This window comes from Streptomyces thermovulgaris, from assembly GCF_002155915.1.
In the GTDB taxonomy this organism is placed as follows: Bacteria; Actinomycetota; Actinomycetes; order Streptomycetales; family Streptomycetaceae; genus Streptomyces; species Streptomyces thermovulgaris.
Genome location: NZ_MUME01000350.1, coordinates 1 through 23,557, shown reverse-complemented (window position 1 = coordinate 23,557; position 23,557 = coordinate 1). Strand labels below are relative to the sequence as shown.

The 23,557-nt window shown below is 72.8% G+C and carries 21 protein-coding genes and 4 pseudogenes; 8 read left to right on the top strand and 17 right to left on the bottom strand.

From position 1 onward, the window contains the following. Window positions 1–63 precede the first annotated feature (63 nt). Both CCN35_RS23900 and CCN35_RS23895 read left to right on the top strand, forming a co-directional pair. Window positions 64–717 carry a ClpP family protease gene (locus CCN35_RS23900; protein WP_086794304.1) on the top strand — a complete coding sequence of 218 codons (654 nt, stop codon included), beginning with the start codon at window positions 64–66 and terminating at the stop codon, window positions 715–717. A gap of 2 nt (window positions 718–719) precedes the next feature. Beyond that, entirely contained in the window at window positions 720–1,322 is a 603-nt protein-coding gene (locus tag CCN35_RS23895) for a ClpP family protease (RefSeq protein WP_067397363.1), read from the top strand. Between the two features lie 34 nt (window positions 1,323–1,356). Here the strand turns inward: CCN35_RS23895 and CCN35_RS23890 are convergent, their stop codons facing one another. Beyond that, a complete protein-coding gene (locus CCN35_RS23890) occupies window positions 1,357–1,764 on the bottom strand; it encodes a helix-turn-helix domain-containing protein (protein ID WP_067397364.1) in 408 nt (135 codons plus the stop codon). A gap of 372 nt (window positions 1,765–2,136) precedes the next feature. On the opposite strand from CCN35_RS23890, the gene CCN35_RS23885 reads away from it, so the two are divergent. After that, entirely contained in the window at window positions 2,137–3,021 is an 885-nt protein-coding gene (locus tag CCN35_RS23885; protein WP_086794302.1) for an RNA polymerase sigma factor SigF, read from the top strand. A gap of 146 nt (window positions 3,022–3,167) precedes the next feature. Here CCN35_RS23885 and CCN35_RS23880 read toward each other — a convergent pair whose 3' ends face one another. From CCN35_RS23880 to mgrA, 3 genes are all read right to left on the bottom strand, one after another. Next, window positions 3,168–3,623: an ATP-binding protein gene (locus CCN35_RS23880; RefSeq protein WP_067397366.1), complete on the bottom strand. Its 456-nt coding sequence runs from the start codon at window positions 3,621–3,623 to the stop codon at window positions 3,168–3,170. A gap of 202 nt (window positions 3,624–3,825) precedes the next feature. Then, a complete protein-coding gene (locus CCN35_RS23875; RefSeq protein ID WP_067397367.1) occupies window positions 3,826–4,236 on the bottom strand; it encodes a hypothetical protein in 411 nt (136 codons plus the stop codon). A 280-nt stretch (window positions 4,237–4,516) separates the two neighbouring features. Beyond that, on the bottom strand, window positions 4,517–5,509 hold the full coding sequence (gene mgrA / locus CCN35_RS23870; protein ID WP_086794300.1) for an L-glyceraldehyde 3-phosphate reductase: 993 nt from the start codon (window positions 5,507–5,509) through the stop codon (window positions 4,517–4,519). Between the two features lie 127 nt (window positions 5,510–5,636). Here mgrA and CCN35_RS23865 point away from each other — a divergent pair, with 127 nt between their 5' ends. Together CCN35_RS23865 and CCN35_RS23860 are read left to right on the top strand one after the other, a co-directional pair. Next, window positions 5,637–6,545 (top strand): LysR family transcriptional regulator, encoded by a 909-nt coding sequence (locus CCN35_RS23865; RefSeq protein WP_086794298.1) that lies wholly within the window; start codon window positions 5,637–5,639, stop codon window positions 6,543–6,545. A 27-nt stretch (window positions 6,546–6,572) separates the two neighbouring features. Further along, complete coding sequence (locus CCN35_RS23860) at window positions 6,573–7,088, top strand: mycothiol transferase (protein WP_067397370.1); 516 nt, start codon at window positions 6,573–6,575, stop codon at window positions 7,086–7,088. Here CCN35_RS23860 and CCN35_RS23855 read toward each other — a convergent pair. From CCN35_RS23855 to CCN35_RS23840, 4 genes and pseudogenes are all read right to left on the bottom strand, one after another. Further along, window positions 7,052–8,140, bottom strand: coding sequence for an adenosine deaminase (locus tag CCN35_RS23855; RefSeq protein WP_067397371.1), 1,089 nt, complete (start codon window positions 8,138–8,140; stop codon window positions 7,052–7,054). The two genes, CCN35_RS23860 and CCN35_RS23855, sit on opposite strands and share 37 nt — an antisense overlap. A 28-nt stretch (window positions 8,141–8,168) precedes the next feature. Next, window positions 8,169–8,565, bottom strand: a pseudogene (locus CCN35_RS23850) (VOC family protein). A 465-nt stretch (window positions 8,566–9,030) separates the two neighbouring features. Next, a complete protein-coding gene (locus tag CCN35_RS23845; protein WP_086794296.1) occupies window positions 9,031–10,401 on the bottom strand; it encodes a phosphoinositide-specific phospholipase C-related protein in 1,371 nt (456 codons plus the stop codon). A 119-nt stretch (window positions 10,402–10,520) separates the two neighbouring features. After that, the gene (locus tag CCN35_RS23840; RefSeq protein ID WP_201450892.1) at window positions 10,521–11,216 is read right to left on the bottom strand and encodes a chitinase; all 696 of its coding nucleotides are present in this window, start codon (window positions 11,214–11,216) and stop codon (window positions 10,521–10,523) included. A gap of 417 nt (window positions 11,217–11,633) precedes the next feature. Between CCN35_RS23840 and CCN35_RS23835 the strand changes: the two genes are divergently transcribed. Then, window positions 11,634–12,680: an acyl-CoA dehydrogenase family protein gene (locus CCN35_RS23835; protein ID WP_067397374.1), complete on the top strand. Its 1,047-nt coding sequence runs from the start codon at window positions 11,634–11,636 to the stop codon at window positions 12,678–12,680. Window positions 12,681–12,683: 3 nt separating this feature from the next. Here CCN35_RS23835 and CCN35_RS23830 read toward each other — a convergent pair whose 3' ends face one another. The 7 genes and pseudogenes from CCN35_RS23830 to CCN35_RS23805 form a co-directional block, all read right to left on the bottom strand. Then, window positions 12,684–13,826 carry an LLM class flavin-dependent oxidoreductase gene (locus CCN35_RS23830; protein ID WP_086794294.1) on the bottom strand — a complete coding sequence of 381 codons (1,143 nt, stop codon included), beginning with the start codon at window positions 13,824–13,826 and terminating at the stop codon, window positions 12,684–12,686. A gap of 47 nt (window positions 13,827–13,873) precedes the next feature. Further along, window positions 13,874–14,032: pseudogene (locus CCN35_RS29700) on the bottom strand (SfnB family sulfur acquisition oxidoreductase); the annotation flags it as partial. Window positions 14,033–14,069: 37 nt separating this feature from the next. After that, complete coding sequence (gene ssuE, locus CCN35_RS23820; RefSeq protein ID WP_067397376.1) at window positions 14,070–14,624, bottom strand: NADPH-dependent FMN reductase; 555 nt, start codon at window positions 14,622–14,624, stop codon at window positions 14,070–14,072. Window positions 14,625–14,684: 60 nt separating this feature from the next. Continuing rightward, window positions 14,685–15,022: pseudogene (locus tag CCN35_RS23815) on the bottom strand (acyl-CoA dehydrogenase family protein); the annotation flags it as partial. Continuing rightward, window positions 14,958–15,107, bottom strand: a pseudogene (locus CCN35_RS27900) (LLM class flavin-dependent oxidoreductase); the annotation flags it as partial. The pseudogenes CCN35_RS27900 and CCN35_RS23815, both read right to left, overlap by 65 nt. 220 nt (window positions 15,108–15,327) lie before the next feature. Further along, complete coding sequence (locus CCN35_RS30295; protein ID WP_425444316.1) at window positions 15,328–15,405, bottom strand: putative leader peptide; 78 nt, start codon at window positions 15,403–15,405, stop codon at window positions 15,328–15,330. An 862-nt stretch (window positions 15,406–16,267) separates the two neighbouring features. Then, window positions 16,268–16,993 carry a chaplin gene (locus CCN35_RS23805; protein ID WP_086794292.1) on the bottom strand — a complete coding sequence of 242 codons (726 nt, stop codon included), beginning with the start codon at window positions 16,991–16,993 and terminating at the stop codon, window positions 16,268–16,270. 279 nt (window positions 16,994–17,272) lie between these two features. On the opposite strand from CCN35_RS23805, the gene CCN35_RS23800 reads away from it, so the two are divergent. After that, window positions 17,273–18,862 (top strand): alpha/beta hydrolase, encoded by a 1,590-nt coding sequence (locus CCN35_RS23800; protein WP_067397380.1) that lies wholly within the window; start codon window positions 17,273–17,275, stop codon window positions 18,860–18,862. 64 nt (window positions 18,863–18,926) lie between these two features. Next, window positions 18,927–20,027 (top strand): baeRF3 domain-containing protein, encoded by a 1,101-nt coding sequence (locus tag CCN35_RS23795; RefSeq protein ID WP_086794290.1) that lies wholly within the window; start codon window positions 18,927–18,929, stop codon window positions 20,025–20,027. On the opposite strand, the gene CCN35_RS23790 is transcribed toward CCN35_RS23795, so the two are convergent. Then, window positions 20,021–20,455 carry an SsgA family sporulation/cell division regulator gene (locus CCN35_RS23790; RefSeq protein WP_067397382.1) on the bottom strand — a complete coding sequence of 145 codons (435 nt, stop codon included), beginning with the start codon at window positions 20,453–20,455 and terminating at the stop codon, window positions 20,021–20,023. The two genes, CCN35_RS23795 and CCN35_RS23790, sit on opposite strands and share 7 nt — an antisense overlap. Before the next feature lie 1,415 nt (window positions 20,456–21,870). Continuing rightward, window positions 21,871–23,361, bottom strand: coding sequence for a DNA-binding protein NsdB (locus tag CCN35_RS23785; protein WP_086794288.1), 1,491 nt, complete (start codon window positions 23,359–23,361; stop codon window positions 21,871–21,873). Window positions 23,362–23,557: the final 196 nt, after the last annotated feature.

Genomic DNA, 23,557 nt, shown 5'->3' with positions numbered 1-23,557 from the left:
CGGAGTCAACTCGCCGGGACGACAGTGGGGTTCGGCAGCATCCCATCGACGTGAGGAGACCCGATGGCTCCACCGACCGCCCTGTCCCCGCTCACCCCGCTCCTGCCGCGCGCCGTGGAGGGGGACGCCTTTCCCAGCCGGTTCGACGACCATCTCGCGGCCGGACTGCTCGCGCAGCGGATCGTGCTCCTGGGCACCCAGGTCGACGAGGCGTCGGCCAACCGCGTGTGCGCGCAGCTGCTCCTGCTGTCGGCCGAGGACCCGCGCAACGACATCGTCCTGTGCATCAACAGCCCCGGCGGATCCGTCACCGCGGGCCTCGCCATCTACGACACGATGCGGCTCATCCCCAACGACGTGGCGACGCTGGCCATGGGGTTCGCGGCCAGCATGGGCCAGTTCCTGCTGACGGTGGGAGCCCGCGGCAAGCGGTTCGCGCTGCCGAACGCTCGGATCATGATGCACCAGCCGTCGGCGGGCATCGGCGGCACCACCGCCGACATCGAGATCCAGGCGGAGAACCTGGAGTACATCAAGCGGAGCATCGAGCGGATCACCGCCGAGCACACCGGGCAGAGCGAGGAGACGATCGCGCGGGACAGCGACCGGGACCGCTGGTTCACGGCCCGGCAGGCCCTCGAGTACGGGATCGTGGACCGGGTGGTGAACTCGTTCGCCGAGATCCTCCCGGCCGCCCGCCGGCGGATGGGGTGGTGACCATGGGGTCGTACACGGTTCCGTACGTGATCGAGCGGACCGCCCGGGGCGAGCGCTCGTACGACGTGTTCAGCCGGCTGCTGAACGAGCGGATCGTCTTTCTCGGCACCGAGATCGACGACGGCGTGGCCAATGTCGTCATCGCCCAGCTCCTGCACCTGGAGTCGGAGAACCCCGAGCAGGAGATCGCGATGTACATCAACTCGCCCGGCGGATCGTTCACCTCGCTGATGGCGATCTACGACACGATGACGTTCGTCCGGGCGCCGGTCTCCACGTTCTGCGTGGGGCAGGCGGCCTCCACGGCGGCGGTGCTGCTGGCGGGCGGGGCCCCGGGACGGCGGTTCGTGCTGCGGCACGCGCGCGTGCTGCTGGGGCAGCCGGCCAGCAGCGGCCGGCAGGGCACGGTCTCCGATCTGGCGCTGGAGGCCAAGGAGATGGTCCGGATCCGTTCCCAGGTGGAGGAGGTGCTCTCCCGGCACACCGGACACGACGTCGCCACCCTGCGCGCGGACATGGACCGCGACAAGGTGTTCACCGCCGAGGAGGCGGTGGCCTACGGGCTGGCCGACCAGGTGCTGAGCCGGCGCCTCGCACCCGTGTGAGACGGCCGCGGGCGCCGGCCGGGACGGTGCGCGGTCAGGCGGCCAGGCACAGGCCGTCGTAACGGGAGCGGGAGGCGGAGAGGGCGGGGCGAGTGGCCCGCGCCAGCTCCTCCTGCGCCCGTGACAGCAGGTCGCCCAGTCCCAGACCGAGCGCCCGTGCCGCGGCCGCAAGGACCTCCGAGGAGGCCTCCTTGCGGCCGCGTTCGATCTCCGACAGATACGGCATCGAGATCCGTGCCGCGTCGGCGACGTCCTGGAGTGTGCGCTCCTGCGCGAGTCTCTCCCGGCGCAGGACGTCACCGACGAGGTCGCGCCAGAGCGGTTCGCGGGGAGCCTCGGCCGGGCGGCGGGAGTGCGGGCGGGCCGCCCCGGGGCGCGCGGCCGGCGGGTTCAGCGGCTTCAGGGGAACGACACGGACGTGCTTCGGTCCTCGGCTGCTCATTCCTTCAGCGTAAGGATCACCCGCGCGGACGGAAGGGAGCGGAAAGGGAACGGCATTCCGCTCTGGGTGAAGCGCCGGCCGCGCCCGCCGTCCCCCGGCCGGAACACGGAGGGCATTCTCCCGGTGACACGGGGTACCCGCAATCCGTACGGCTCCGCAGGAGGGACGAAAGGGGACGCAGAAGGTACGAGGGAGGGCGGCGGAGGGAATCCGGGGACCGGCGCGCATGGATCGCCGCGGACGGGGAACCCGGGGGTCGCGCGGCCGTCCGGCGTTCGCTTCGGTGGCAAAGCACCGGAACCGGACGTACACAGGCAGACATGCACAGGCCGAGAAGGCAGAGGCCGCACCGTGACTTCACTGGGAGAGGCAATGGACACCGCCGTGAGCCGGTCCGAGACAGCGGTCGGGAAGACCCCGCAGACCGGGACGGACGGTGAGCCGCTGCCAGGGGTGGCGGACCCTCGGTCGGTCGCCCCGCGGGACGCACGGGAGCTGTCCCGTCACTTCTTCCGGCGGCTGACGGAACTGGAGGAGGGCACGCCCGAGTACCAGTACGCGCGCAACACCCTCATCGAGATGAACATGTCGCTGGTGCGGTTCGCGGCCGGCCGGTTCCGCAACCGCGGCGACGACATGGAGGACGTCGTCCAGACCGGGATGATCGGCCTGATCAAGGCCATCGACCGGTTCGAGCTGGCACGCGAGGTGGAGTTCACCTCCTTCGCCCTGCCCTACATCGTCGGTGAGATCAAGCGGTTCTTCCGCGACACCACCTGGGCGGTGCACGTCCCGCGGCGGCTGCAGGAGCTGCGGGTGGAGCTCGCCCGGGCCCGTGAGGAGCTGTCCAGCCGTCTGGACCGGGACCCGACGGTCGGCGAGCTCGCCACGCTGATGAACCTCTCCGAGGAGCAGGTGATCGAGGCCCGGATCGCCTCCAACGGCTACAACTCCGCCTCGCTGGACGCCGCCCTCACCGGTGACGGCGCCGAGGACGGCGAGGCGGTGCTCGCCGACTTCATCGGGGTCGAGGAGGCCGGGATCGGGCTCGTCGAGGACTTCCACTGCCTCGCGCCGCTGGTGGCCGGGCTCAGTGAACGCGACCGGCGGATCATCCATCTGCGGTTCGTGGAGGAGGCCACTCAGGCGGAGATCGGCGAACGGCTCGGCTGCTCGCAGATGCATGTCTCCCGGCTGATCAAGAAGATCATCACACAGCTGCGGCAGGGAATGCTGGGCGAGCTGGGCTGCGCCTGACGCACCCCGGAGCCGTCCAAGGACGTCCCCAGGCCGTCTCCGGGGGCGTCGTGCGGATCGGGCCGGCCGCGGCGAGCGGTTCCTCGCGCCCGCCCCGGACGGGGTACGGCACGCCCCGCCCGGTACCGCTTCGGCCCCTTTCGGGGTCAGTCGCCGCCGAGGGCGACCACCGCGCGTACGCGCTTGCCGACCGGCACCCGCTCCACGGTGACCTCGGAGGCCAGCGCGTGCACGATCTCCAGGCCGTGCCGGCCGATGCGCTGCGGATCCCGGGGGAAGAGCCGGGGCAGCGCGGCGCTGCTGTCGTAGACGCACACGCCGACGAAGGCGTCCGTCCCCTCGAGCTCCAGGATGTAGGGGCCGTTGCTGTGCTGGTCGGCGTTGGTGACCAGTTCGCTGACCACCAGCAGGAGCGCGTCGCCGGAACGGGGGCCGATCCCGGCGCACCACTCGGTCCTGAGCTGGTCCAGGAACTGCGCGGCGAAGGACCGCGCCGCGGCGATGCACCCCGGTTCACCGGTGTAGTGCGCCGCCCGTCGGAGCGGTTCCACGGGGACGTCGGAACCAGTCGGTATCACTGCCCCGTCCAGGTCCTCGGTCATGCATGTCTCTCCCGCCGAGCCGGTGCCGGACACTTCCGCATCTGTCCTGTTACCCCGGGCCGCGTCCGGCAGTCCCCGCATGCGGTTCTCCCGGCGGGCCGGCCGCACGGGTGCGCCGCCGGACGGGAGCTCCTTTCCGGACCCGGTCCGGGCCCGCCCGGGCTCCTTCCGGGACGCCGCCGGGTCACCGGGGAGACGGCCGTCAGGCCGTCGGCAGGACGAGGGCCGGGAGGGTGCGATGCATGCGCAGGGAGTCCACCGATTCCGCGAGCAGTTCGTACTCGGTGGTGTCGTCGCTGGCGGCGATCCGCACCAGCCGCCCGTCGGCCAGCTCGTCGGCGACGGCTTCCTGCTGGGCGATGTCGGCGCACCAGGCCCGCAGAATGCTCGGTACGTCGGGCACGGTGTCCGGCACCGGGACGAGCGCACCGGCCGGGATGCGGGGGTTGCCGGGAAGGGGGTCGAGCCGTTCGGCGATCCAGGAGGCGCGGTCCCGCAGCCACCACAGGGCCAGGGCCAGGGTGGGTGCGCGGTAGGTGCCGAGCGGGACGCCGACGCGGCGTCCGTCGCACACGCCGTACGCAGTGACATGGCACAGGAATTCGTCGTGCACTGCTCCTCCCCCGTCGCGTCGTCGCCCTACCGGTACTGCCTCGCTCTCCGGGCGGTTGCCGTGCGGTGAAGCATGATTGTTGTGTGGTGAACTGCCCTGAATCCCGAGTATGTTCACTGCTGAAACAGTGTCACCATGTTTTCCGGCCACTCTCCCGGCACATGCGGCACGCTGTGTGGCCGAAACCGTGACGGTCCGTGGCCGCGCGGCCCCCGCCCGGCGGGGACCGGCCTGCGCGGCCCGTCCCGGCAGGGTGCTCCCGCCGGGACGGGGACGGCCCCTACGGCCGGACGATCGCGTCGATGCGGGCCAGCTCCTCCGCGTCGAAGTCCAGGTTGCGGATCGCCTCCACACTGTCCTGGAGCTGCTGCGGGCTGCTCGCGCCGACCAGGGCCGAGGTGACCCGGCCGCCGCGCAGCACCCAGGCCAGGGCCAGCTGGGCCAGGGACTGGCCGCGGGCCTCGGCGATCTTCTGCAGGGCGCGCAGTCTGCCCACCAGTTCCTCGGTGACCGCGTCGGAGTCCAGGAACGGGCTGTCGCTCGCCGCGCGGGAGTCCTCGGGGATGCCGTCGAGGTAGCGGGCGGTGAGCAGGCCCTGCTCCAGCGGCGAGTAGGCGATGGAGCCGACCTGGAGTTCGTCGAGGACGTCCAGCAGGCCCTGCTCCTCGGGGCGCCGGTCGAGCATCGAGTAGCGCGGCTGGTGGATGAGCAGCGGGGTGCCCATCTCGCCCAGGATCCGGACGGCCTCGCGGGTCTGCTCCGGGGAGTAGTTGGAGACGCCGACGTAGAGCGCCTTGCCCTGCTGGACCGCCGTGTGCAGGGCGCCCATCGTCTCCTCCAGCGGAGTGCCGGGGTCGGGGCGGTGCGAGTAGAAGATGTCGACGTACTCCAGGCCCATCCGTCTCAGGCTCTGGTCCAGCGAGGCCAGCAGGTACTTGCGCGAGCCCCATTCGCCGTACGGGCCGGGCCACATCCGGTGGCCGGCCTTGGTGGAGATCACCAGCTCGTCCCGGTACGGAGCGAAGTCCGTCCGCAGCGCCTCGCCGAAGGCGGACTCGGCGGCGCCGGGCGGCGGACCGTAGTTGTTGGCCAGGTCGAAGTGGGTGATGCCGAGGTCGAAGGCGCGGCGCAGCAGGGCGCGCCGGGTCTCGGCCGGGCGGCCGGGGCCGAAGTTGTGCCACAGGCCGAGCGACACGGCGGGGAGCTTCAGACCACTGCGTCCGGCGCGCCGGTAGGGCATGTCCGCATAGCGGTCGGGGTGGGCGAGGTACAACACGACTCCCTGGGACGTCGAGAGGATACGACCGGCTCCGAGGAACCGGTGTCCCACTCTGGCGCCACCGGCGGCCAGTGGTCCAACAGAAGAATCCGATGGAATTCAGCGACTAGGCTTCTCGGTCATGGAACTGCGCCACCTCCAGCACTTCGTCGCCGTCGCCGAGGAGCGGCACTTCACCCGGGCGGCCGAGCGGCTGATGGTCTCCCAGTCGGGGCTGTCGGCATCGATCCGGTCGCTGGAGCGGGAGTTGCGGACCCCGTTGTTCGTGCGCACCACGCGCCGGGTGACGCTCACGGAGGCCGGGCGCGCGCTGCTCGGCGAGGCGGAGCGGATCCTGGCGCACGTGCGGGCGGCGCACGAGGCGGTGGCGGCGGTGCAGGGCGTGCTGCGCGGCACGCTGTCGCTGGGCACCGAGCAGTGCATCGCCGGGGTGCATGTCGCCGGGCTGCTCGCCGCGTTCCGGCGGCGGCACCCGGATGTGGAGATACGGCTGCGGCAGACGGGCTCGGGAGCGCTGGCGGAGGAGGTCGCGGCCGGCCGGCTCGACCTGGCGTTCGCCTACCGCACCCGTGCGGACACCGACCAGCTGCGCTCGCTGTCGCTGGCCAGCGAGCCGATGACCGTGCTGTGCCACCCCGGCCACCGGCTCGCGGCGTCCGGTGCCGCCCTCACACCGCAGGACCTGGACGGCGAGGTCTTCGTCGACTTCCACCCGGACTGGGGGCCGCGCCGGACCACCGACGCGGTCTTCGCCGCCGCGGGCGTGCGGCGCACGGTGGCCCTGGAGGTCAACGACGTGCACAGCCTGCTCGACCTGGTCGACGAGAACCTCGGCGTCGCGGTCGTGCCCCGCCACTTCCGGCACAAGCGGTCCTCGCTGACCGCGCTGCCGCTGAAGGAGGACACCGGCGCGGAGTACGAGACCGTCGCCCTGCTGCCGCCCGACCAGGCCACCAGCCCCGCCGCCCGTGCCCTGGTCGCCCTGCTGGAGTCGCGGCGCCCGGCGCCCCGCGACGTTTCGCGGGCATGACGGGAGCGGATGCGCGAGGGTGGGCACATGCACGCAAAGGACATCCTCATCGACGGCTACGGCCGCATCCGGGAAGAGTTCCACGCCGTCGTCGACGGCCTGCCGGCCGAGCGGCTCAACGCCCGTCCCGCCGCCGGCGCCAACTCCGTCGCCTGGCTCCTGTGGCACCTCACACGGGTGCAGGACGACCATGTCGCCGACGCCTTCGGCCTTGAGCAGGTGTGGCTCTCCCAGGGCTGGCAGGAGCGCTTCGGGCTCGGCCTGGAGCGCCACGACACCGGGTACGGGCACAGCCCGGCGCAGGTCGCCAGGGTGCGGGTCGGCTCGGGCGAGCTGCTGACCGGCTACCACGACGCCGTGCACGAGCAGACCCTGAAGGCCCTGCGCTCCCTGACCGCCCGGGACCTCGAGCGCATCGTCGACGACAGCTGGGATCCGCCGGTCAGTCTCGGCGTCCGCCTCGTCAGCGTCCTGTCCGACGATCTGCAGCACGTCGGCCAGGCCGCCTACGTCAGGGGGCTGCTGGAGAGCGCGGACTCGTAGCCGGGCAGGATCACGTCCCTGATCAGGGCGTTGCGCTCGTCGAAGGGGATGAACGCGCTCTTGACCGCGTTCACCGTGACCGTGCGCAGGTCCTCGACCGTCCAGCCCGCGTGCTCGACCAGCAGGGACATCTCACGGGTCATCGTGGTGCCGGACACCAGGCGGTTGTCGGTGTTGAGGGTGACCCTGAAGCCGAGGTCCTTCAAGGCGGTGATGGGGTGCTCGGCGATCGAACGGGCGGCCCCGGTCTGCAGGTTGGAGGTCGGGCACATCTCCAGGGCGATCCGGCGGTCGCGCACCCATCCGGCCAGCCGGCCCAGCTTGCCGTCGACGATGTCGTCGACGATCCGCACGCCGTGCCCGATGCGCTGGGCGCCGCAGACCTGGAGCGCCTGGTGGATGCTGGGCAGGCCGTGGGCCTCGCCGGCGTGGATGGTGAACGGCATGTTCTCGCGGCGCAGGTACTCGAAGGCGTCCAGGTGGTCGGCGGGCGGGAAGCCGTCCTCGGCCCCGGCGATGTCGAAGCCGACGACGCCCGCGTCGCGGTGGGCGACCGCCAGACCGGCGATCTCCCGGCTGCGGTCGAACATCCGCATCCCGCACAGCAGCGTGCCGACCCGGACGGGCGTACCGGCGGCGGCGGCCTTGGCCATGCCGGCGGCCAGGCCCTCCTGGACGGTCTCGACGACCTCGGCCGGGGTCAGTCCGCCCTTCACCATGAGCTCGGGGGCGTAGCGGACCTCCGCGTACACCACGCCGTCCTCGGCCAGGTCGAGGACGTACTCCTCGGCGGTGCGCAGCAGTCCCTCACGGGTCTGCATCACGGCGAGGGTGTGCTCGAAGGTGGCTATGTAGCGCACCAGGTCCCCGGAGTTGGCCGCCTCGCAGTACCAGGCCGCGAGCTCGTCGGGGTCGGTGGTGGGCAGCGTGTGGCCGGTCTCCTCGGCGAGTTCGACGACGGTGGCCGGACGCAGCCCGCCGTCGAGGTGGTCGTGCAGGACGGCCTTGGGCAGTCTGCGCAGGGTGTCGGCGCCGACGCGGGGCGCGGTCATGGGCGTCTCCTCGGACGGTTGGCGGATGTCAGGGGGTGGCGGGCTGGAGCAGGTCCCAGCGATTGCCGTACAGGTCCTCGAAGACGGCGACGGTGCCGTACGGCTCGTGCCGCGGCTCCTCCAGGAAGGTCACGCCCGCCGCCCGCATCCGGGCGTGGTCGCGGGCGAAGTCGCCGGTGCAGCAGGAAGAACCCGACGCGCCCGCCGGTCTGGTCGCCCACCCGGGCCCGCTGGCGCCCGTTCCTGGCGCGGGCGGGCAGCAGGGCGGTGCCGGCGCCGTTCCCCTCCGGTGCGACGACGACCCAGCGCGAGCCGTCCGGGCGCGGGGTGTCCTCGACAGGACGGAAGCCGAGCGCCTCGGTGTAGTGGCGGATCGCCTCGTCGTGGTCGTCGACGACGAGGGTGACCAGGGCGACGCGTCTCATCGGAGCCTTTCGGGACTGACGGGCGCCGAGTGAGGTTATACGTAAAACTTCCCGGGCGCCAGTCCCGCCGGACGGATGCGGACACGGGAGGCGGCACGGGTCACGGGAGGAGCGGAGACGCGAAGGCGCCCCGGCACGGGCCGCCGGCCGGGCCGGTCCGGGCCCGGCGTGCCGCGGATGCCTCACGTGCTTCCGGTGTGCAGCGCGTCCCCCGTCGGCAAGACGCGGTGCGCCGGCGGCCATGTTCCCCGCCGGGCGGCCGGAGTTGCCGGTGCCGGGGTGGAAGGCGGTGCTGCCCGCCAACCGCATCGCTCCCAGGCCGATGCGGTTGACGGGCGGATCACCGGGTCCGAAGGTGCCCGCGGCGTCCGCGGTGATCGTCCGGGGGCTCGTCGCCGGAGTGCCGCACACCGCCGTGCGCCGCAAGCGGGTTCTCCCGGGGGCGGTTCTCCCCGGGAGGGGTGCTCAGGGGTAGACGTAGGTGTTCAGGGTGGCGACGGCGGCCGCCGGGTTGCCCAGGTCGTAGCGGTCCACGGCGAGGAAGTTGGGCTTCTTGCGCGCGGCGGGCATGCAGAACCGCTCGGCGCGGTCGGTGAGTTTGCTGTTGTCGTTCTGCGCCGTGGCGGAGATCGTGCTGTCGCGGAAGTGGTTCATCACGAACAGCGGGCGGAAACCGGGCTCGGTGCGGGTCAGCGGGATGTTGAGGTCGGCGCCGTACCAGCGGCTGTAGCAGGACCAGTCGGAGGAGCCCAGCCCGGCCCCCATCGACCAGTAGTTCTCCACCGTCCACTCGCGCTGGTACATCACACCGAAGCTGTCGCGGGTCAGGCCCGCGGCCTCGTCGGCGGAGCGGCTGTGGTCGGTGAAGATCAGCAGTCGCTGGTTGGCGGCGATCAGATCGGCCACTCTCGGCCAGCCGTTCTGCCGCACACCGGTCCGGTCGGGCCGGTAGAGCACGTCGTACAGGCCGTCGACCCGGGCGAGTTCACTGCGCAGGACGCCGGGGTCGACGTAGTCCTCGAGGAAGACGGTGATGAACTGGTCGGGGTGCGCCTCGAGGAAGTCGACCATGCGCTGGAGGTCCACCCACAGCGCGACCGGCCTGCTGACCAGCGTGCAGCTGTTGTGGCAGAGGATCGCACCGTCCGGGGTCTGGTGGATGTCCAGCATGAACCCGCGTACGCCGTCGGCGAGTTGCTGTTCGATGCCGCGGGTCTGGTTGGGCAGGAGGTTGATGAACGGCGGGGCGAAGCCGCCGTCGACTCCGTTGGCGTAGGCGTTGTGGGCGGTCAGGAAGGTGACCTGGTCGAGGGTGCGCTGGCCGGCCGGCGGCATGGGCCGGGTGGCCGGCCGTACCGGGGTGAGGTACCAGCGGGCGAGGTCGCCCGCGGGACCGACGGCCAGCTGTGCGGGGTAGGTGGCGCCGGCCGGTTTGGCGGCGACGGTCAGATGGCGGTCGGTGCCGGGGGCCTTGAGGGTGTACCGGTCGTCTCCGGCCGGTGCGATCTCCCAGGCCGCGTCGGCGCTGGTGCAGGGGACGACGCGCGCCTGGGTGCCGGAGCGGCCGAGGCAGCTGCCCGCCGTGTCGGTGTTCTCCAGGACGTACGACGTTCCGCTCGCCCGGAGGTTCCACTGCTGGTGGTCCTCGTCGCCCTTGGGTCTGCGCTGCTCCACGGCGCTTCCCTGGGCGGAGGCGTTGAGGCCGGTCGTGACGCTCTGGACGTAGTACGTCCCCTCGGGGGGAACGTCCGCCGCGGCGCCCGCGGGGGCCGGGGGTGCCACGACCGCGGCGGTCAGCGCCGCGGCCGTGGCGAGCAGGACGTGGACGGTGCGCATGACGGTGTGCCCTTCGTCCGGACGTGGCCGCGGCGCATCGCCGTGGTGCGATGTCCGCGGCCCGGTCGGCTTGATGTCAGGGGCATGACATCATGCGACGCACCTTCACGTCAGCCACCTCAGCAGTACAGGTTGTTGCCCGCGGGGACCCCGAGGATCTGAGTGAACTTCAGGTAGGCGTCGACGCGGCTCTGCACCTGGGCGGGGTTGCGGCCGTCGCACTCCAGGGAACCGTTGATGCTGCGGATGGTGTGGCCGAAGCCCGCGCCGCTGACCATGGCGTTGTGGCCGGTCATGGAACCGGGGCCGGACTGGGTGTTCCAGTACCACAGGGCCGTCTTCCAGGCGACGGAGGAGTTGTTCTCCACCTGCCAGGGGTTGTTGAGCAGGTCGATGCCCAGCGCATCGCCCGCGGCCTTGTAGTTGAAGTTCCAGCTGAGCTGGATCGGGCCGCGCCCGTAGTACGCCGCCTGGCCCGCCGGGCAGCCGTACCACTGGCTCCAGTCGCAGTAGTGCGGGTAGTTGGCGGTGTTCTGCTCGACTATGTGCACCAGCCCGCCGGTCTCGTGGCTGACGTTGGCGAGGAACGCCGCGGCCTCCTGCTTCTTCACCGTGTCGCTGCCGGTGTTGGCGAAGCCGGGGTACGTGCTGAGGGCGGAGGTGAGCCCGCTGTAGCTGTAGAACGGGTTCCGGTTCGGGAACATCTGGTTGAACTGCGCCTCGCTCACGACGAATCCGGCGGCGGAGGCGCTGGGGGCCGACTGGAGCACCAGGGCGGCGCACGAGACGGCGAGCGAGGTCAGGACGGCGGTCATGCGGCGTCTCGACACAGGGTCAACTCCTTTGTCCGGCACGACCGCACCCGTACGGGGGCAGGGCGGGGCCCGGCCCTGTGCACACGCACCGGCGGTACCGGCCACGAGGTGGGGGGGCGGCCGTGGTGGGGGGATGTCGGTGGCACACTCAACCGCGTTTGGTCTGTACCAGTCAAGTCCGGAAGTCGGTCAACTTCCCGCATCCGCGCCCCGGATGGCCGTCCGCCGGCGACCGGACACTCCTTGCCCCGGCGCAAACCCCTCCGTGAACAGCACGTTCCTGCCCTCGGCACTCCGTGAGGTCCTCCGTGACGTCCTCCGTGCCGTCGCGTCCTCCGCCCGGCCGTGCTCCTCCCGCAGGAACGACACGTCCCTGCCACCGGCACCTCGCCCGGCGGCACCGGGAGAATCGCTTCCATGACCGTCGCCACGCACCCCCTCGTCACCCGTGCCCGCCGCCTCGCGGACGAGCTGCTCGCCCCGAACGCCGAACGCGTCGACCAGGAGGGCGTGCCCCTGAGCCACATCGAGGCGGTGAAGCGCTCGGGGCTGCTGGGGGTGAGCGCACCCGCGGAGTACGGCGGGGCGGCGGCGCCCGCCGCCGTGGCCCGGCAAACGGCGGAGATCCTGGCCGGGGCCTGCTGCTCGACCTGGTTCGTGACGACGCAGCACCACACCCCGGTGAGGCTGCTGGCGGACAGCGAACGCCCGGTGCGCGAGCGGCTGCTGCGCCCGCTGGCCTCCGGAGAGCTGCTCGCGGGGATCGCCTATGCGCACGTCCGTGCCTTCCCCCGGGTGCCCGTGCGTGCCGTGCCCGACCGCGGCGGCTGGCGCTTCGAGGGCACCGTGCCCTGGTACACGGGATGGGGGCTGAACGACGTGATGCTGCTGGCGGGCGTGACCGACACCGCCGAGGTGGTGTTCGCGTTCACCGAGGCGCGCGAGCAGCCGGGGCTGCGCCCGTCGCCGCCCCTGCGGCTCGCGGCGCTCACCGCCTCCCGCACGGTGTCGCTGGAGCTGGACGGCCTGTGGCTTCCCGAGGAGGCGGTCGTCCTGCGCACTTCGCAGGAGGAGTTCGCCGTGACCGACCGCCCCCGCAACACCAATGCCTCCCCGGCCGTCTTCGGCGTGGCCGACGCGGCGCTCGCCCTGCTGGACGGCGTTCCCGAGGCGGCGCCCACGGCGCGTTCCCTGCGCGCCCGCCTCGACGAGACACGAAAGCGGGCGTACGCCCTGTGGGACCACCCGGTGCCGCACGAGCACCTCGAGGAGCGGCTCGCGCTGAAGACACGGGCGTACGACCTGATGCGTGCCGCGACGACCGCGGCGGTCGTGGCCGGGGGCGGCCGGTCCCTGGTCCTGGGCAGCCGGGCCCAGCGGCTGTTCCGTGAGGGCATGTTCCTGCTGGTCCAGGGGCAGACGGCCGAGGTGCGCCGGGCCCACCTCGGCCGTCTGGGCGCCTGAGGCTCAGCTCGCGAACGCCACCCCCGTCGCGGGGGCGTCCCGCTCGCCGCGGGGGTGCCGCCACAGCCCCCGCGCGGCGAGCCGCGGCAGCACGCCCTCGCCGAACCAGTACGCCTCCTCCAGGTGCGGGTAGCCCGAGAGCACGAATTCCTCGATGCCGAGCGCCGCGTACTCCTCGATCCGCTCGGCGACCTCCTCGTGGCTGCCGACCAGTGCCGTGCCCGCCCCGCCGCGCACCAGCCCGATCCCGGCCCAGAGGTTGGGGTGGACCTCCAGCCGGTCCCGGCTGCCGCCGTGCAGGGCGAGCATGCGCCGCTGGCCCTCGGACTCGCTGCGGGCGAGTCCCGCCTGGACGGACCGCACGGTCTCCTCGTCGAAACCGTCCAGAAGCCGGTTCGCCTCGGCCCAGGCCTGCTCGGCGGTGTCCCGGGTGATGACGTGCAGCCGGATGCCGAAGCGGAGGGTACGGCCCTGCCGCGCGGCTGTCCGCCCGATCCAGGCGATCTTCTCGGCGACCTGCGCGGGCGGCTCGCCCCAGGTGAGGTAGACATCGGCGTACCGGGCCGCGACCTCGCCCGCGATCGGGGAGGAGCCGCCGAAGTACACCTCGGGGACCGGGTCGGGCAGCCGGGCGAGCCGTGCGCCCTCCGTCCTCAGGTGCTCGCCGTGCAGGTCGACGGTCCTGCCGTCCCACAAGTCCCTCACGATCCGCAGGAATTCCCCGGTGCGCCGGTACCGGTCGTCCTTGCCGAGGAAGTCGCCGTAGGCCCGCTGCTCATGGCTCTCGCCGCCGGTGACGACATTGAGCAGCAGCCGACCGCCGGTCTGCCACTGGAAGGTGGACGCCATCTGCGCGGCCAGCGTCGGCGAGACGAGACCGGGCCGGAGGGCGACCAGGAACTTCAGGCGGTCGCTGGCCTGGGACACCATCGCGGTGGTCAGCCAGGCGTCCTCGCACCAGGCGCCGGTCGGCGTGAGCGCGCCGGCGAAGCCCAGGTCCTCGGCGGCGCGGGCGATCTGGCTCAGATAGGCGACGGTCGGCGGCCGGTCCCGCCCGGAGGCGGTGACCGGGGAGCCGTGGCCGCCTCCGACCACATGGCGGCTGTCGCCGTTGGTGGGCAGGAACCAGTGGAAGGTGAGGGACACGTGGGGTCTCCGATCGGGAACGTCCGTGGAAGCAGCCGGGGCTGCGGCAGGCCGTGCCGGGGCGGCCGGGTGCCGTTGCGCACGTACCGGCCGATGTGCCGGACCTTCCGGCGGACCGGGTCGCGCAGGGTGCGGATGCGGGCGTCACGCCGGTGCCGGTGCAGGCCGAGGGAGCCGAGCGCCGGGCGGGTGCCGGACACCTCGAATCGGCGTCGCCGGCGATCACATGGGCGGACACGGCGCTCACCCCGTCGCGGCCAGCAGCGGGGCGCGGCCGAGGGCCGCCGAGAACTGGTCGACGACCTGGGTCAGCGCCTCCTCGGCGGCCGGTGCGACGGTCAGGGTGCCGTCCTCGTGCACGGTGATGTCCTTGTCGAGGGTGAACCAGCCCTGCACGATGTGCTGTGCGCCCATGGAGTTCAGGACCGGACGCAGGGCGTAGTCGAGGGCCAGGACGTGGGCGAGGGTGCCGCCGGTGGCGAGCGGCAGCACGGTCTTGCCGGTCAGGGCGTACTGCGGAAGCAGGTCGAGCAGCGCCTTGAGGACGCCGGAGTACGACGCCTTGTAGACGGGGGTGCCGACGATCACGCCGTCGGCACGGGCGAACAGCTCGGTGGCCTCGGCGATCGCCGGGTGCCGGGCGTCCGCGCCGAGCAGGGCCTCGGCGGGGATCGTGCGGACGTCGAGCGGGATCACCTCGTGGCCCTGACGGGTCAGCCGCCGGTCGAGATGGCGCAGCAGACGGTTGGTGCGGGAGGAGGCGGAGGGGCTGCCGGAGACGGACAGGACGATGGCCATGGCGGTTCTCTTTCTGGGAGCCGGGGGCGCCCGTGTGCGACGGATGCCCTGAGGGAGCGGTCAGAAGTACCAGGCGGGCTCGGGCAGTTCGCCCTCCAGCACCCAGGGCCGGCCTCGCGGCGCCCGCAGGCGACGGGGGCGTGCAGGGTGCGGGTGCGGACGTTGCGCCAGAAGCGGTCCAGGCCCTCGGTGGCGGAGCGGGCGCCCGTGACCTCGAGGATGCGGTTCGTGACCCCCAGGGCGACGTCGGTGGCGCGGGCCTCGACCGCGGCCACCCGTACCGCGAAGTCGCCACGGGCCCGCTCGGTGACCGCATCGGCGAGTGCCTCGACCGCCCGGAGCGGCGAACTCGTCCTTGAACCAGCCGCAGACGGCATCGACGGCGAAGCGCCCGCCCGGCAGATGGTCGGCGGTGACGCCGGACTCGGCCGGGACGCCCGGGTGCCGCAGGCCGGGATGGACGGCGGCGGTGACCTTCGGGCGCCGGGCGGACATACGGGCACTCCTCCTGCGGATGATCGTTTGCAGATGATCGTCGTTGCGGACGATCGTCGTTGCGGACGAGCGGAAAAGCTTTCGAGCACACTTCGAGCACACCGCATTCCGGAGTGCGTGAGCAGCAGGAATTCAGGCGTACGGAAAGAAAATCAGAAGAGCGGAGAAACGCGGGAGAAGGAAAGAGCGCGGCGGACCGGGACGATGATCAGACCGCGGGGCGACAAGAGGCACTGGAGACACGCACGAGATCGACATGGCGTCGCCGCGTGAAATCCAGTCGCATCGTCATGTCGGCGATCGTGACAGTGCCCGGCGAGGACCGTCAAGGAAAATCCGGCCGTTACATATTCCGGACCGCTGATTTTCACAAAGGTGTGACAAGCGGCGTCCGCCGGATGCGGGTACGACGGGTGCCGGGGCCGCATCCGCTGTCGTCGGCGCGCCCTGCTTCCTCCGCACGGCCGGCACGGGCTGCCGGCCCCGTCCGCCGGTCTGCTGCCGGCCACGTCCGATGGTGAGGTGTCCCGGCGGGGAGCGCTCCTGGTGCGCGGTCCCGGCGGGGTGAACGGTTCCGGCTCCGGCGGGCATCCTGAGGGACGCGAGGTCATGGCACGGAGGGGCGCAGCGGGAGGAGCCGACGGCATCGGGGGCGTCGGCCGGGTCGGGCGGCTCCTCCGGACCGCCCCGGCGGTCCCGGGTGTCGTCGCCCCGGACCGTGCGAGGGCCGGCCGCGGCTGAGGCCGCCGGCCGGGGTCCGCCGGTCGTGGCCGTGACCGTACGGCCTCTCCTCGCCGCCGTGGCCCGCCTCGTGGAAGTGCGCCGCCCGTTCGGCGATCACCGCGTCCGTGCCCGCGGTGTCCGGGGCCGGCCGCAGCACGCCGTTCCCGTCCCGTGAGAGTCCGGTGGGAGCCCCGTTGAAGTCCTGCGGGGAGCCGCCCCGGCGCACCGCGCCTCCCGCCCCGCTCCCCGCGCGCCGGGGCGGGCGCCCTCGCGCCGCTGCCGGCCGCGGAGGGCGAGCACCGTGGTGGGTTCCGTGCGCCCGGCTGCGGCGCTCCGCGCGGGCGCACACGACGAAGTCATGGGTAGGGCCCACCGGTAAGGGGGGATCCGGTGGGCCTCCGTCCGCCATGACGGCGCCTGGTGCGTCAGCGCGTCGCGCCGGGCCGGTAGCGCCGGTACAGGGCGACACCGCCGGCCAGCAGGGCCGCGCTCGCGGCGAGCGCGGGCATGGCCTGGTCCGCACCGGTGTCGGCCAGCGACGCGGGCTCCCGCGACTCGGGCGCGGGGTGCGTCACGGGCTTCGGCAGCGGGTGCGGCACGGCCTTCGCGGGCGGCTCGGACGCTTCGGGCGCGGGCTCGCCGGTCTCCTGGGAGGAGCCGTTCGTGGAGGAGTTGCCCTCGGTCGAGTTGCCTCCGCCCACCACGCTCACGCTGTTGCCGCTGATGTTCACCGGGGTGTGCACCGGCACCTGAACGGTGTTGCCGGAGAGCACACCGGACGAGTTCTCCGCGGCCCCCTGCGCCGTCGCTCCGCCGGTCTGGTTCTGCACCGGCCCGCCGGTGTTCCCCTGCCCCGCCGTGGTGCCGGTCGACGATGCCCCGTTCCCCCCGGCGGAGGTGTTGGCGCAGGCGTTGCCCGCCGCGGGGTTGAGGAGCCCCAGCACGCTCACCGCGTTTCCGCAGATGTTCACCGGGGTGTGCACCGGCACCTGAACGGTGTTGCCGGAGAGCACACCGGGCGAGCCGGCGGCGGCCCCCTCCGCCACGGCGCCGCCGTCCGCCGCGAAGGCGGCGGACATCGGCGCGGTCATCGCCATCGCGCCGGAGGCGGCGGCGAGAGCGATCACACTGTTCCGGGTAACCCGTTTCATCGGTCCCTGCCTTCCAGACATGGTCACGGGCGCTCGCCCGCACCGGGTAAAACGCCGGTGCGGGATCCGAGTTATGGCTTCGCGGCCTTTCACCCCATCGAGGGGCCGGTTATCGAACAACGAGCGGCGCCCCCTACGGCCGGATGCGGATTCCGGATACGGATTCCGGAGCCGGTGCCGAAACCCGGACGTGCGCCGACAGGCGCCGTTCACCGACGCCGCTTATCGTGAGCGGGGGTGCTGTTGCCGGAACCCGGCCGAGCGCTGCTGGAGGCACCGATGTCGGCCAAGTCGTCCGTGCGACGCGCGGCCCGGCACCTCGTGTGCGCCGGAGCCGCCGCGCTGACCCTGCTCGGCGCCGGACCGCCCACGGCGGGCGACGGCGGCGGGCGGACCGGCCTGGACCGGTTCTACGGCCAGAAGGTGACGTGGTCGGCGTGCGAGGCGGGCACCCCCGAGGACCTGCAGTGCGGAAAGGTCACCGTTCCCCTCGACTACGCGCGCCCGGAGGCGGGCACCCTCGACCTGGCCCTGGCCCGCTACCGGGCCACCGGGCCCTCACGCGGCTCGGTGCTGCTGAACTTCGGCGGTCCCGGTGTCTCCGGTGTGACCGAACTGGCCTTCGACGGCAGGCGGTTCATGGACCTGGCCGAGGGGTACGACGTGGTCTCCTTCGATCCGCGGGGCGTCGGCAGGTCCTCCCCGGTCAGCTGCGGTCTGGGCCCGGACGACGAGAACGCGCGGGCGGTCGGCGCGGCCGGTGATCTCACCGACCCGCGAACCGCCCGTGAGCGGCTCGCGGCATGGCGGAGGCTGGCCGCCGCCTGCGCGAGGCACTCCGGTCCGGTCCAGGCGCACATGAGCACGCTCGACACGGCCCGGGACCTCGATGTGATACGTCAGGCGCTCGGCGACGACAAGCTCAACTACCTGGGCTTCTCCTACGGCACCCGGCTCGGCGCGGTGTACGCGGCACGGTTTCCCGGCAGGGTCGGGCGGATGGCCCTCGACGGGGTGGACACCCTGACCGAATCACCGGCGGAGGAGGGGCTGGTGGCCGTCGAGGGGCAGCAGCGGGCGCTCGGCAGCTTCCTCGACTGGTGCGTGCAGGACACCGCCTGCCCGTTCGGCGACGACCGCCGCGTGGCCGAGGAGCGGATCGTCCGGCTCGTCCGCTCGCTCGACGAAAGGCCGGTGCCGAACGGCCTCGGCGGCAAGCTGACCGGCCAGGACCTGGTGAACGCGCTCGGACGGGCCCTCTACAGCAAGCGGCTGTGGCCCTCCCTGGAACGAGCGGTCGCCTCGCTGCTGCGGGACGGCGACACCCACGGCATCGAGGTCCTCTCCCACGGCGGCGTCGCGCTGCCGGAGCGGCGGGACGACGGGCCGGCCGGCACCGCGGCGATTCCGCCGGACAACCCGTCCGCCGCGCTGATGGCGATCAACTGCGCGGACGACCCCGACCGGCCCGCGGCCGAGCAGCTCGTCAGGGAACTCGGCCGGCTGGGCGCCGAGTACGAGCGGGCCTCCCCGGTCTTCGGCCGTCACCGGCTGAACGAACTGCTGATGTGCCACGGCCGTCCCAGGGGCACCGACTTCATCCGCGACAAGGTGAAGAACGTCGACACGGAGAAGATGCTGCTGGTGGGCACCCGCGGCGATCCGGCGACGCCGTACCGCTGGACCGTGGAGACGGCGCGGCGGCTCGGTCCGTCCGCCGTGGTGCTCGACAACCGGGCCGACGGCCACACGGGATATCTCTCCTCCCGCTGCGTGCACCGGAAGGTGAACGACTTCCTGCTGTACGGCTCCCTGCCGGCCAACGGCAGCTCGTGCGGGGAGGATCCGGGGCCTCCCGGAGGCATGTAGGGCGGGCCCGTTGACTCTGATTGCTCCGAATGCCCGATACGCGGATCGGTCCTATGGTGCTGTCATGAAGCACGATCCGAGTCCCGCGACCCTTGCCGAACTGCGGCGTCCGCGCAGTTATCCGGCCGTGTCCGTGCTGACGCCGACGCATCGCCGCGAACCCTACAACGCCCAGGACTCGGTCCGGCTGCGCAATGTCGTGACCGAGGCCAAGAAGCAGCTGGAGGCCGATCCGGCGGTCACGCGGGAGCGGCGCGCCGAGGTCGTGCGGCAGCTCGACCAGGCCCTTGCCGAGGTGGACCTCACGCACGCCGAGGACGGCCTGGTGATCTATGCGGCACCGGGCGAGCACCAGGTGTGGTCGCTGCCGCGCACCGTCCCCGAGCGCGTGGTGCTCTCGGACACCTTCCTCACCCGCAACCTGGTCTCGGCCCGTACCGCGGCCCGCCCGTTCTGGGTCCTGTCGCTCTCCGCCGACCGGGTGACCCTGTGGAGCGGCTCCGCCGACCACGTCACCGAGGACCGCACCGGCGGCTTCCCGCTGACCCGGGACCTCGCCGAGAACTTCGACGCCGAGCGCCAGGAGCGGATCGGCGACGCGCCGAGCACGTTCCGCGACGAGCGCACCCGCCAGTTCCTGCGCGAGGCCGACGCGGCGATGAGCGCCGTGCTGCGCGAGCATCCGCGTCCGCTGTACGTCACGGGCGAGCCGGCCGCGCTGTCCGCGTTCGAGGAGGCCGGCACGGTCGCCGGGAACGCCGTGCAGGTGCAGCACGGCGGACTGGCGCACGGCACTCCCGAGGCCGTGTGGCGCGCGCTCGGGCCGGTGCGGGAGGAGGAGGCCCGCAAGGAGACGGAGGCGGTGCTCCGGGAGCTGGAGGCCGCCCGCGGCCGCAGGACCTATGTGTCGGGGGTCGACGAGGTGTGGCGCACCGCCCGGGAGGGCCGCGTCCAGCTGCTGGCCGTGGAGGAGAACTACCAGGTGACGGTGCGCGACGACACCGGCGGCCACCTGGTGCCGGCCGGGAGCGACGAGCCCGGCGCCCGCGAGGACGTCGTGGACGAGATCGTCGAGCAGTGCCTCGAGACCGGCGCCGACGTCCGCTTCGTCCCGGACGGCACCCTGCGGGAGGCCCAGGGCATCGCGGGAGTGCTGCGCTACTGACCGCCGGGCCGGTGCCGGACCGAGCCGAACAGGCTGCTCAGGCCGCGGTCGACGGCCTTGGTGAGGTCCTCCTGGCCGGGCGGCACCACGGCATGGCTCCGCAGCAGGAAGCGGCGCAGCTCCGGTGTCTCGAACCGGAGCAGGGCCAGTCCGAAGGGCGAGTGCAGCTCCAGCACCGTGCGGAAGGCGTCGCTCGGCCACAGGCGCACGTCCCCGTCCCCCGCCTGCCGCTGGAGCCCCTCCTCCAGCAGATCCCGGGAGAAGGTCCAGGTGACCCCCTCTCCGTCGAGGGCGACTTCGGGCGGGAAGTCCAGGTGCACGGCCAGGGGGTCCGTGGAGACGTAGCGCAGGGTGGCGGGCACGGGAAGCTCCCGTCCGTCCGCGGTGATCAGATGGGCGCGCGCGGGCTGTTCGAGGGTGATGTCCATGGTCGGTTTTCCCTGTGGGTCGTCGGGTCGGCCGTTGTGCCGTCGTCGTCAGGAGCCGCAGGGGCCGTTTGCGGGACGCCCGACCGGCCACCAATTCATGTGATCTGTGTCACACATCCAAGTGTGCCCTCGAAAGGGCACGCGGTCTTCCGGACAAGTGCCCGGGAAGCCGTGCCGTACGCCGATGGACCATCGGTCCACGCACGACACCTCGCCCCGCTCCCGCCCGCCACGCGCCGGGGGCGCGGCAAAGCCGCGTCCGAAGGGCCGTGGAACCGCTCCCCCGAAGGACTGTGGCATGTGCCAGAAGCATCCTCGGGACGTGTCTTGCCAAATCCCTTACGGTCCGTCGCCGGCTGTGCAACAGTCGTAACGGCCCCGCGCACCGCCGCGGCCGTACCGTCCCGCATGGAGTCCTGTCATGCCGTCCCGTCCCTCCACGGACCGCTCACCCGCCCGGTCGCCGGGGCGCGGTCCGCTCGGCGCGCCGAGGCCGCGGGCGCTCCGGCCCGGAGGCGGGGCGCACACCGTGCGACGGGACGTGCTCGGCGGCGCACCGGCTCCGCGGATCCGCCGGGAGCCCGCACCGCACGGCCTGCCCCCGCGCCGGCTCGCCGCCCCGGGCGAGCACCCGGCGCGTCCGGGGGACGACGGTCCGTCACCGGTGACCGTCGCTTCCGGCACGTCCTCCGCGACGGTCGCCGGCCGTCCGGCCGCCGCCGGCCCCGTCGACGGGGTGTTCCGCACCGTGCGCTCCGGCGGCGCCGTCCGCAGGGTGCGCACCAGGGGCAAGCCGGTGCCCGGAGCCGACGACGGCGCCGCCTCGGCACGGGCGGTGCCGCGGGACGCCGGCGAACCGCGTCACGACCGGCCGGCGCTGCGCGGGACCCGTGACTCGTCGCAGCGCCACCGGCACCGTGCGCGGACCGGGCACCGGCTCGCGGCCGAGCCGCGGGGAACGTGCCGCCGCAGCACGGCTCCCCGCGGCTCCCGCACCGGGGCCGTCCGGCACTCGCCCCGGCCGACGGCGGCGCCCCGCCCCGGCGCTCTTCCCCGGCACTGTTCCGCGACGGGACGGGGCGGACGCCCGGCACTCCGGCGGCGGCCTGTTCGGCGCCGCCCGGGGGCCTTCCGCGGACAGGCCGAGGAGCCCTCGGGGCGGGCGGCCCGCCCCCGCCGCACACCGGCAAACCGGTGCCCCGGCACCGGGGATCCCCGCTCGGACGGAGCCGGGGGCACCGGCCGCCGTGCTCCGCCTGCCCGCCCTGACCTCGTGCTCCGCCCCGGAACACGACGCACGGGAGCGCGTGCGGACGACCATGCGGAAGTCCGGCGCGCCCGGATGCCGCAGGGTGCCCGGACACCAGGGATGCCGTCGGCGGGACGCCCGCCGGGTGACGTCGTGGCCGCCGGCGCTACGCCGGTGCGCTCCCGCCGTTCACTCCCTTCTTGGGCAGGGCCAGCCGGATCTCCTCCCGCAGTTCGCTGATCTGCGGATAGCTGGCGTACGCGGCGGTGAGCCGGTACATCTGGCGCAGCCGGTCCCAGGTGCGGCGGGAGGAGTTCGACCCCATCGCCATCAGGGCCAACCGCGCGTAGCGGTCCGCCTGTTCGGGGTCGTCGGCGATGAAGCAGGCGGAGGCCATGGACAGATGGTCGAAGATCTTCGACCGCTCCCGTCCGTCGATCCGGAGGGCCAGGGCCTTCTGCGCGTAGTACTGGGCGTGCACGGCCGCGGACGGGTCGTGCTCCGCCAGCGTGCGGTAGGCGAGCGCCTGCATGCCGTACAGGTCCTCGTCCTTGAAGGTCTGCATCCAGTCGAGCGGCTCCCCGTCGCCCTTGTCGGAGACGAAGAGCTCCTCGGCCTGGCCGAGCGTGCGGCGCATGGCCTGCCCCTTGCCCATCGAGGCCTGCGCCCAGGCCTCGATGGTGTGGAACATCGCCTTGGTGCGCGGCTGGAGACGGTCGCCGGAGCTGGACTGGGCGAGCTCCATCAGCTCCAGTGCGTCGTCGGGGCGGCCCAGATGCACCATCTGGCGGGCCGCACGGGACAGCGCCTCGCCGGCGCGGGGACGGTCGCCGCCCTCCCGCGCGGCATGGGCGGCGATGATGAAGTACTTCTGGGCGGTGGGCTCCAGGCCGACGTCGTGCGACATCCAGCCGGCCAGGACCGCGAGGTTGGCGGCGACGCCCCACAGGCGCCGCTGGATGTGGGGCGGATGACGGTAGGCGAGCATGCCGCCCACCTCGTTGAGCTGGCCGACCACCGCCTTGCGCTGCAGCCCGCCGCCGCGGGCGGCGTCCCAGGCCCGGAACACCTGTACCGAGCGCTCCAGTTCCTCGATCTCCTGCGACCCGATGGGAGCGGCGTCGTAGCGGTCGAACCCGGCGGGGTCGGCGTTCAGGGGACGGTCGATCTCGGGAGCGTCGGTCTTGAGGGTCGGATCGGTGTGCAGCCAGTCGTGCATGGCGCTGCTGAGTGCGGATCCCGCGGCGAGCGCGGCGCCCGCGCCCACCAAGCCGCGTCGGTTGAGCATGAGGTCCATTCCCGTGAATTCGGTGAGGACCGCGGCGGTCTGCTCGGGCGTCCACGGCACTGAGTCGGGATGTTCCGCGCTCCCGGCGCCCTGCCGCTTCCCCGCACGCCCGCGCCGCACCAGACCTAGGTCCTCGATGGTCACGACACGGCCGAGACGCTCGGTGAACAGGGCCGCCAGCACCCGTGGCACGGGATCGCGCGGGATCTCTCCCATGTCGATCCAGCGCCGTACCCGGGAGGTGTCGGTCGCCAGTTGGGGATGGCCCATGGCCGCCGCCTTCCGGTTGACGAGCCTCGCGAGCTCCCCCTTGGACCAGCCGGTCAGGCCGAACAGGTCCGCGAGACGGGTGTTGGGTTGTCCTGCCACGTCAAGCCCCCAGGTACTCGGCTGAGTTGACAGTAGCCCCGACGGGACTTGCCCGGCGAGTATTCGCCAGGGTTCGCCAGGGTCCGCCAGATGGTGTGCCACTGCCCATCGGGTGTCAGGTAGGAACGCGCCACCCCGGCCCGGGCACCCGGGTGCACCCTGGGGAATGTCCCTGGGTGCCCGGGCCGGGGTGGCG

Coding starts and splice junctions, on each gene's coding strand:
- CCN35_RS23885 (WP_086794302.1), top strand. CDS start 2,137: ATGGACACCGCCGTGAGCCGGTCCGAGACAGCGGTCGGGAAGACCCCG.
- CCN35_RS23845 (WP_086794296.1), bottom strand. CDS start 10,401: ATGCGCACCGTCCACGTCCTGCTCGCCACGGCCGCGGCGCTGACCGCC.
- CCN35_RS23895 (WP_067397363.1), top strand. CDS start 720: ATGGGGTCGTACACGGTTCCGTACGTGATCGAGCGGACCGCCCGGGGC.
- CCN35_RS23865 (WP_086794298.1), top strand. CDS start 5,637: ATGGAACTGCGCCACCTCCAGCACTTCGTCGCCGTCGCCGAGGAGCGG.
- CCN35_RS23835 (WP_067397374.1), top strand. CDS start 11,634: ATGACCGTCGCCACGCACCCCCTCGTCACCCGTGCCCGCCGCCTCGCG.
- CCN35_RS30295 (WP_425444316.1), bottom strand. CDS start 15,405: ATGCGACTGGATTTCACGCGGCGACGCCATGTCGATCTCGTGCGTGTC.
- CCN35_RS23790 (WP_067397382.1), bottom strand. CDS start 20,455: ATGGACATCACCCTCGAACAGCCCGCGCGCGCCCATCTGATCACCGCG.
- CCN35_RS23890 (WP_067397364.1), bottom strand. CDS start 1,764: ATGAGCAGCCGAGGACCGAAGCACGTCCGTGTCGTTCCCCTGAAGCCG.
- CCN35_RS23900 (WP_086794304.1), top strand. CDS start 64: ATGGCTCCACCGACCGCCCTGTCCCCGCTCACCCCGCTCCTGCCGCGC.
- CCN35_RS23840 (WP_201450892.1), bottom strand. CDS start 11,216: ATGACCGCCGTCCTGACCTCGCTCGCCGTCTCGTGCGCCGCCCTGGTG.
- CCN35_RS23800 (WP_067397380.1), top strand. CDS start 17,273: ATGTCGGCCAAGTCGTCCGTGCGACGCGCGGCCCGGCACCTCGTGTGC.
- CCN35_RS23855 (WP_067397371.1), bottom strand. CDS start 8,140: ATGACCGCGCCCCGCGTCGGCGCCGACACCCTGCGCAGACTGCCCAAG.
- CCN35_RS23880 (WP_067397366.1), bottom strand. CDS start 3,623: ATGACCGAGGACCTGGACGGGGCAGTGATACCGACTGGTTCCGACGTC.
- ssuE (WP_067397376.1), bottom strand. CDS start 14,624: ATGGCCATCGTCCTGTCCGTCTCCGGCAGCCCCTCCGCCTCCTCCCGC.
- CCN35_RS23860 (WP_067397370.1), top strand. CDS start 6,573: ATGCACGCAAAGGACATCCTCATCGACGGCTACGGCCGCATCCGGGAA.
- CCN35_RS23795 (WP_086794290.1), top strand. CDS start 18,927: ATGAAGCACGATCCGAGTCCCGCGACCCTTGCCGAACTGCGGCGTCCG.
- CCN35_RS23805 (WP_086794292.1), bottom strand. CDS start 16,993: ATGAAACGGGTTACCCGGAACAGTGTGATCGCTCTCGCCGCCGCCTCC.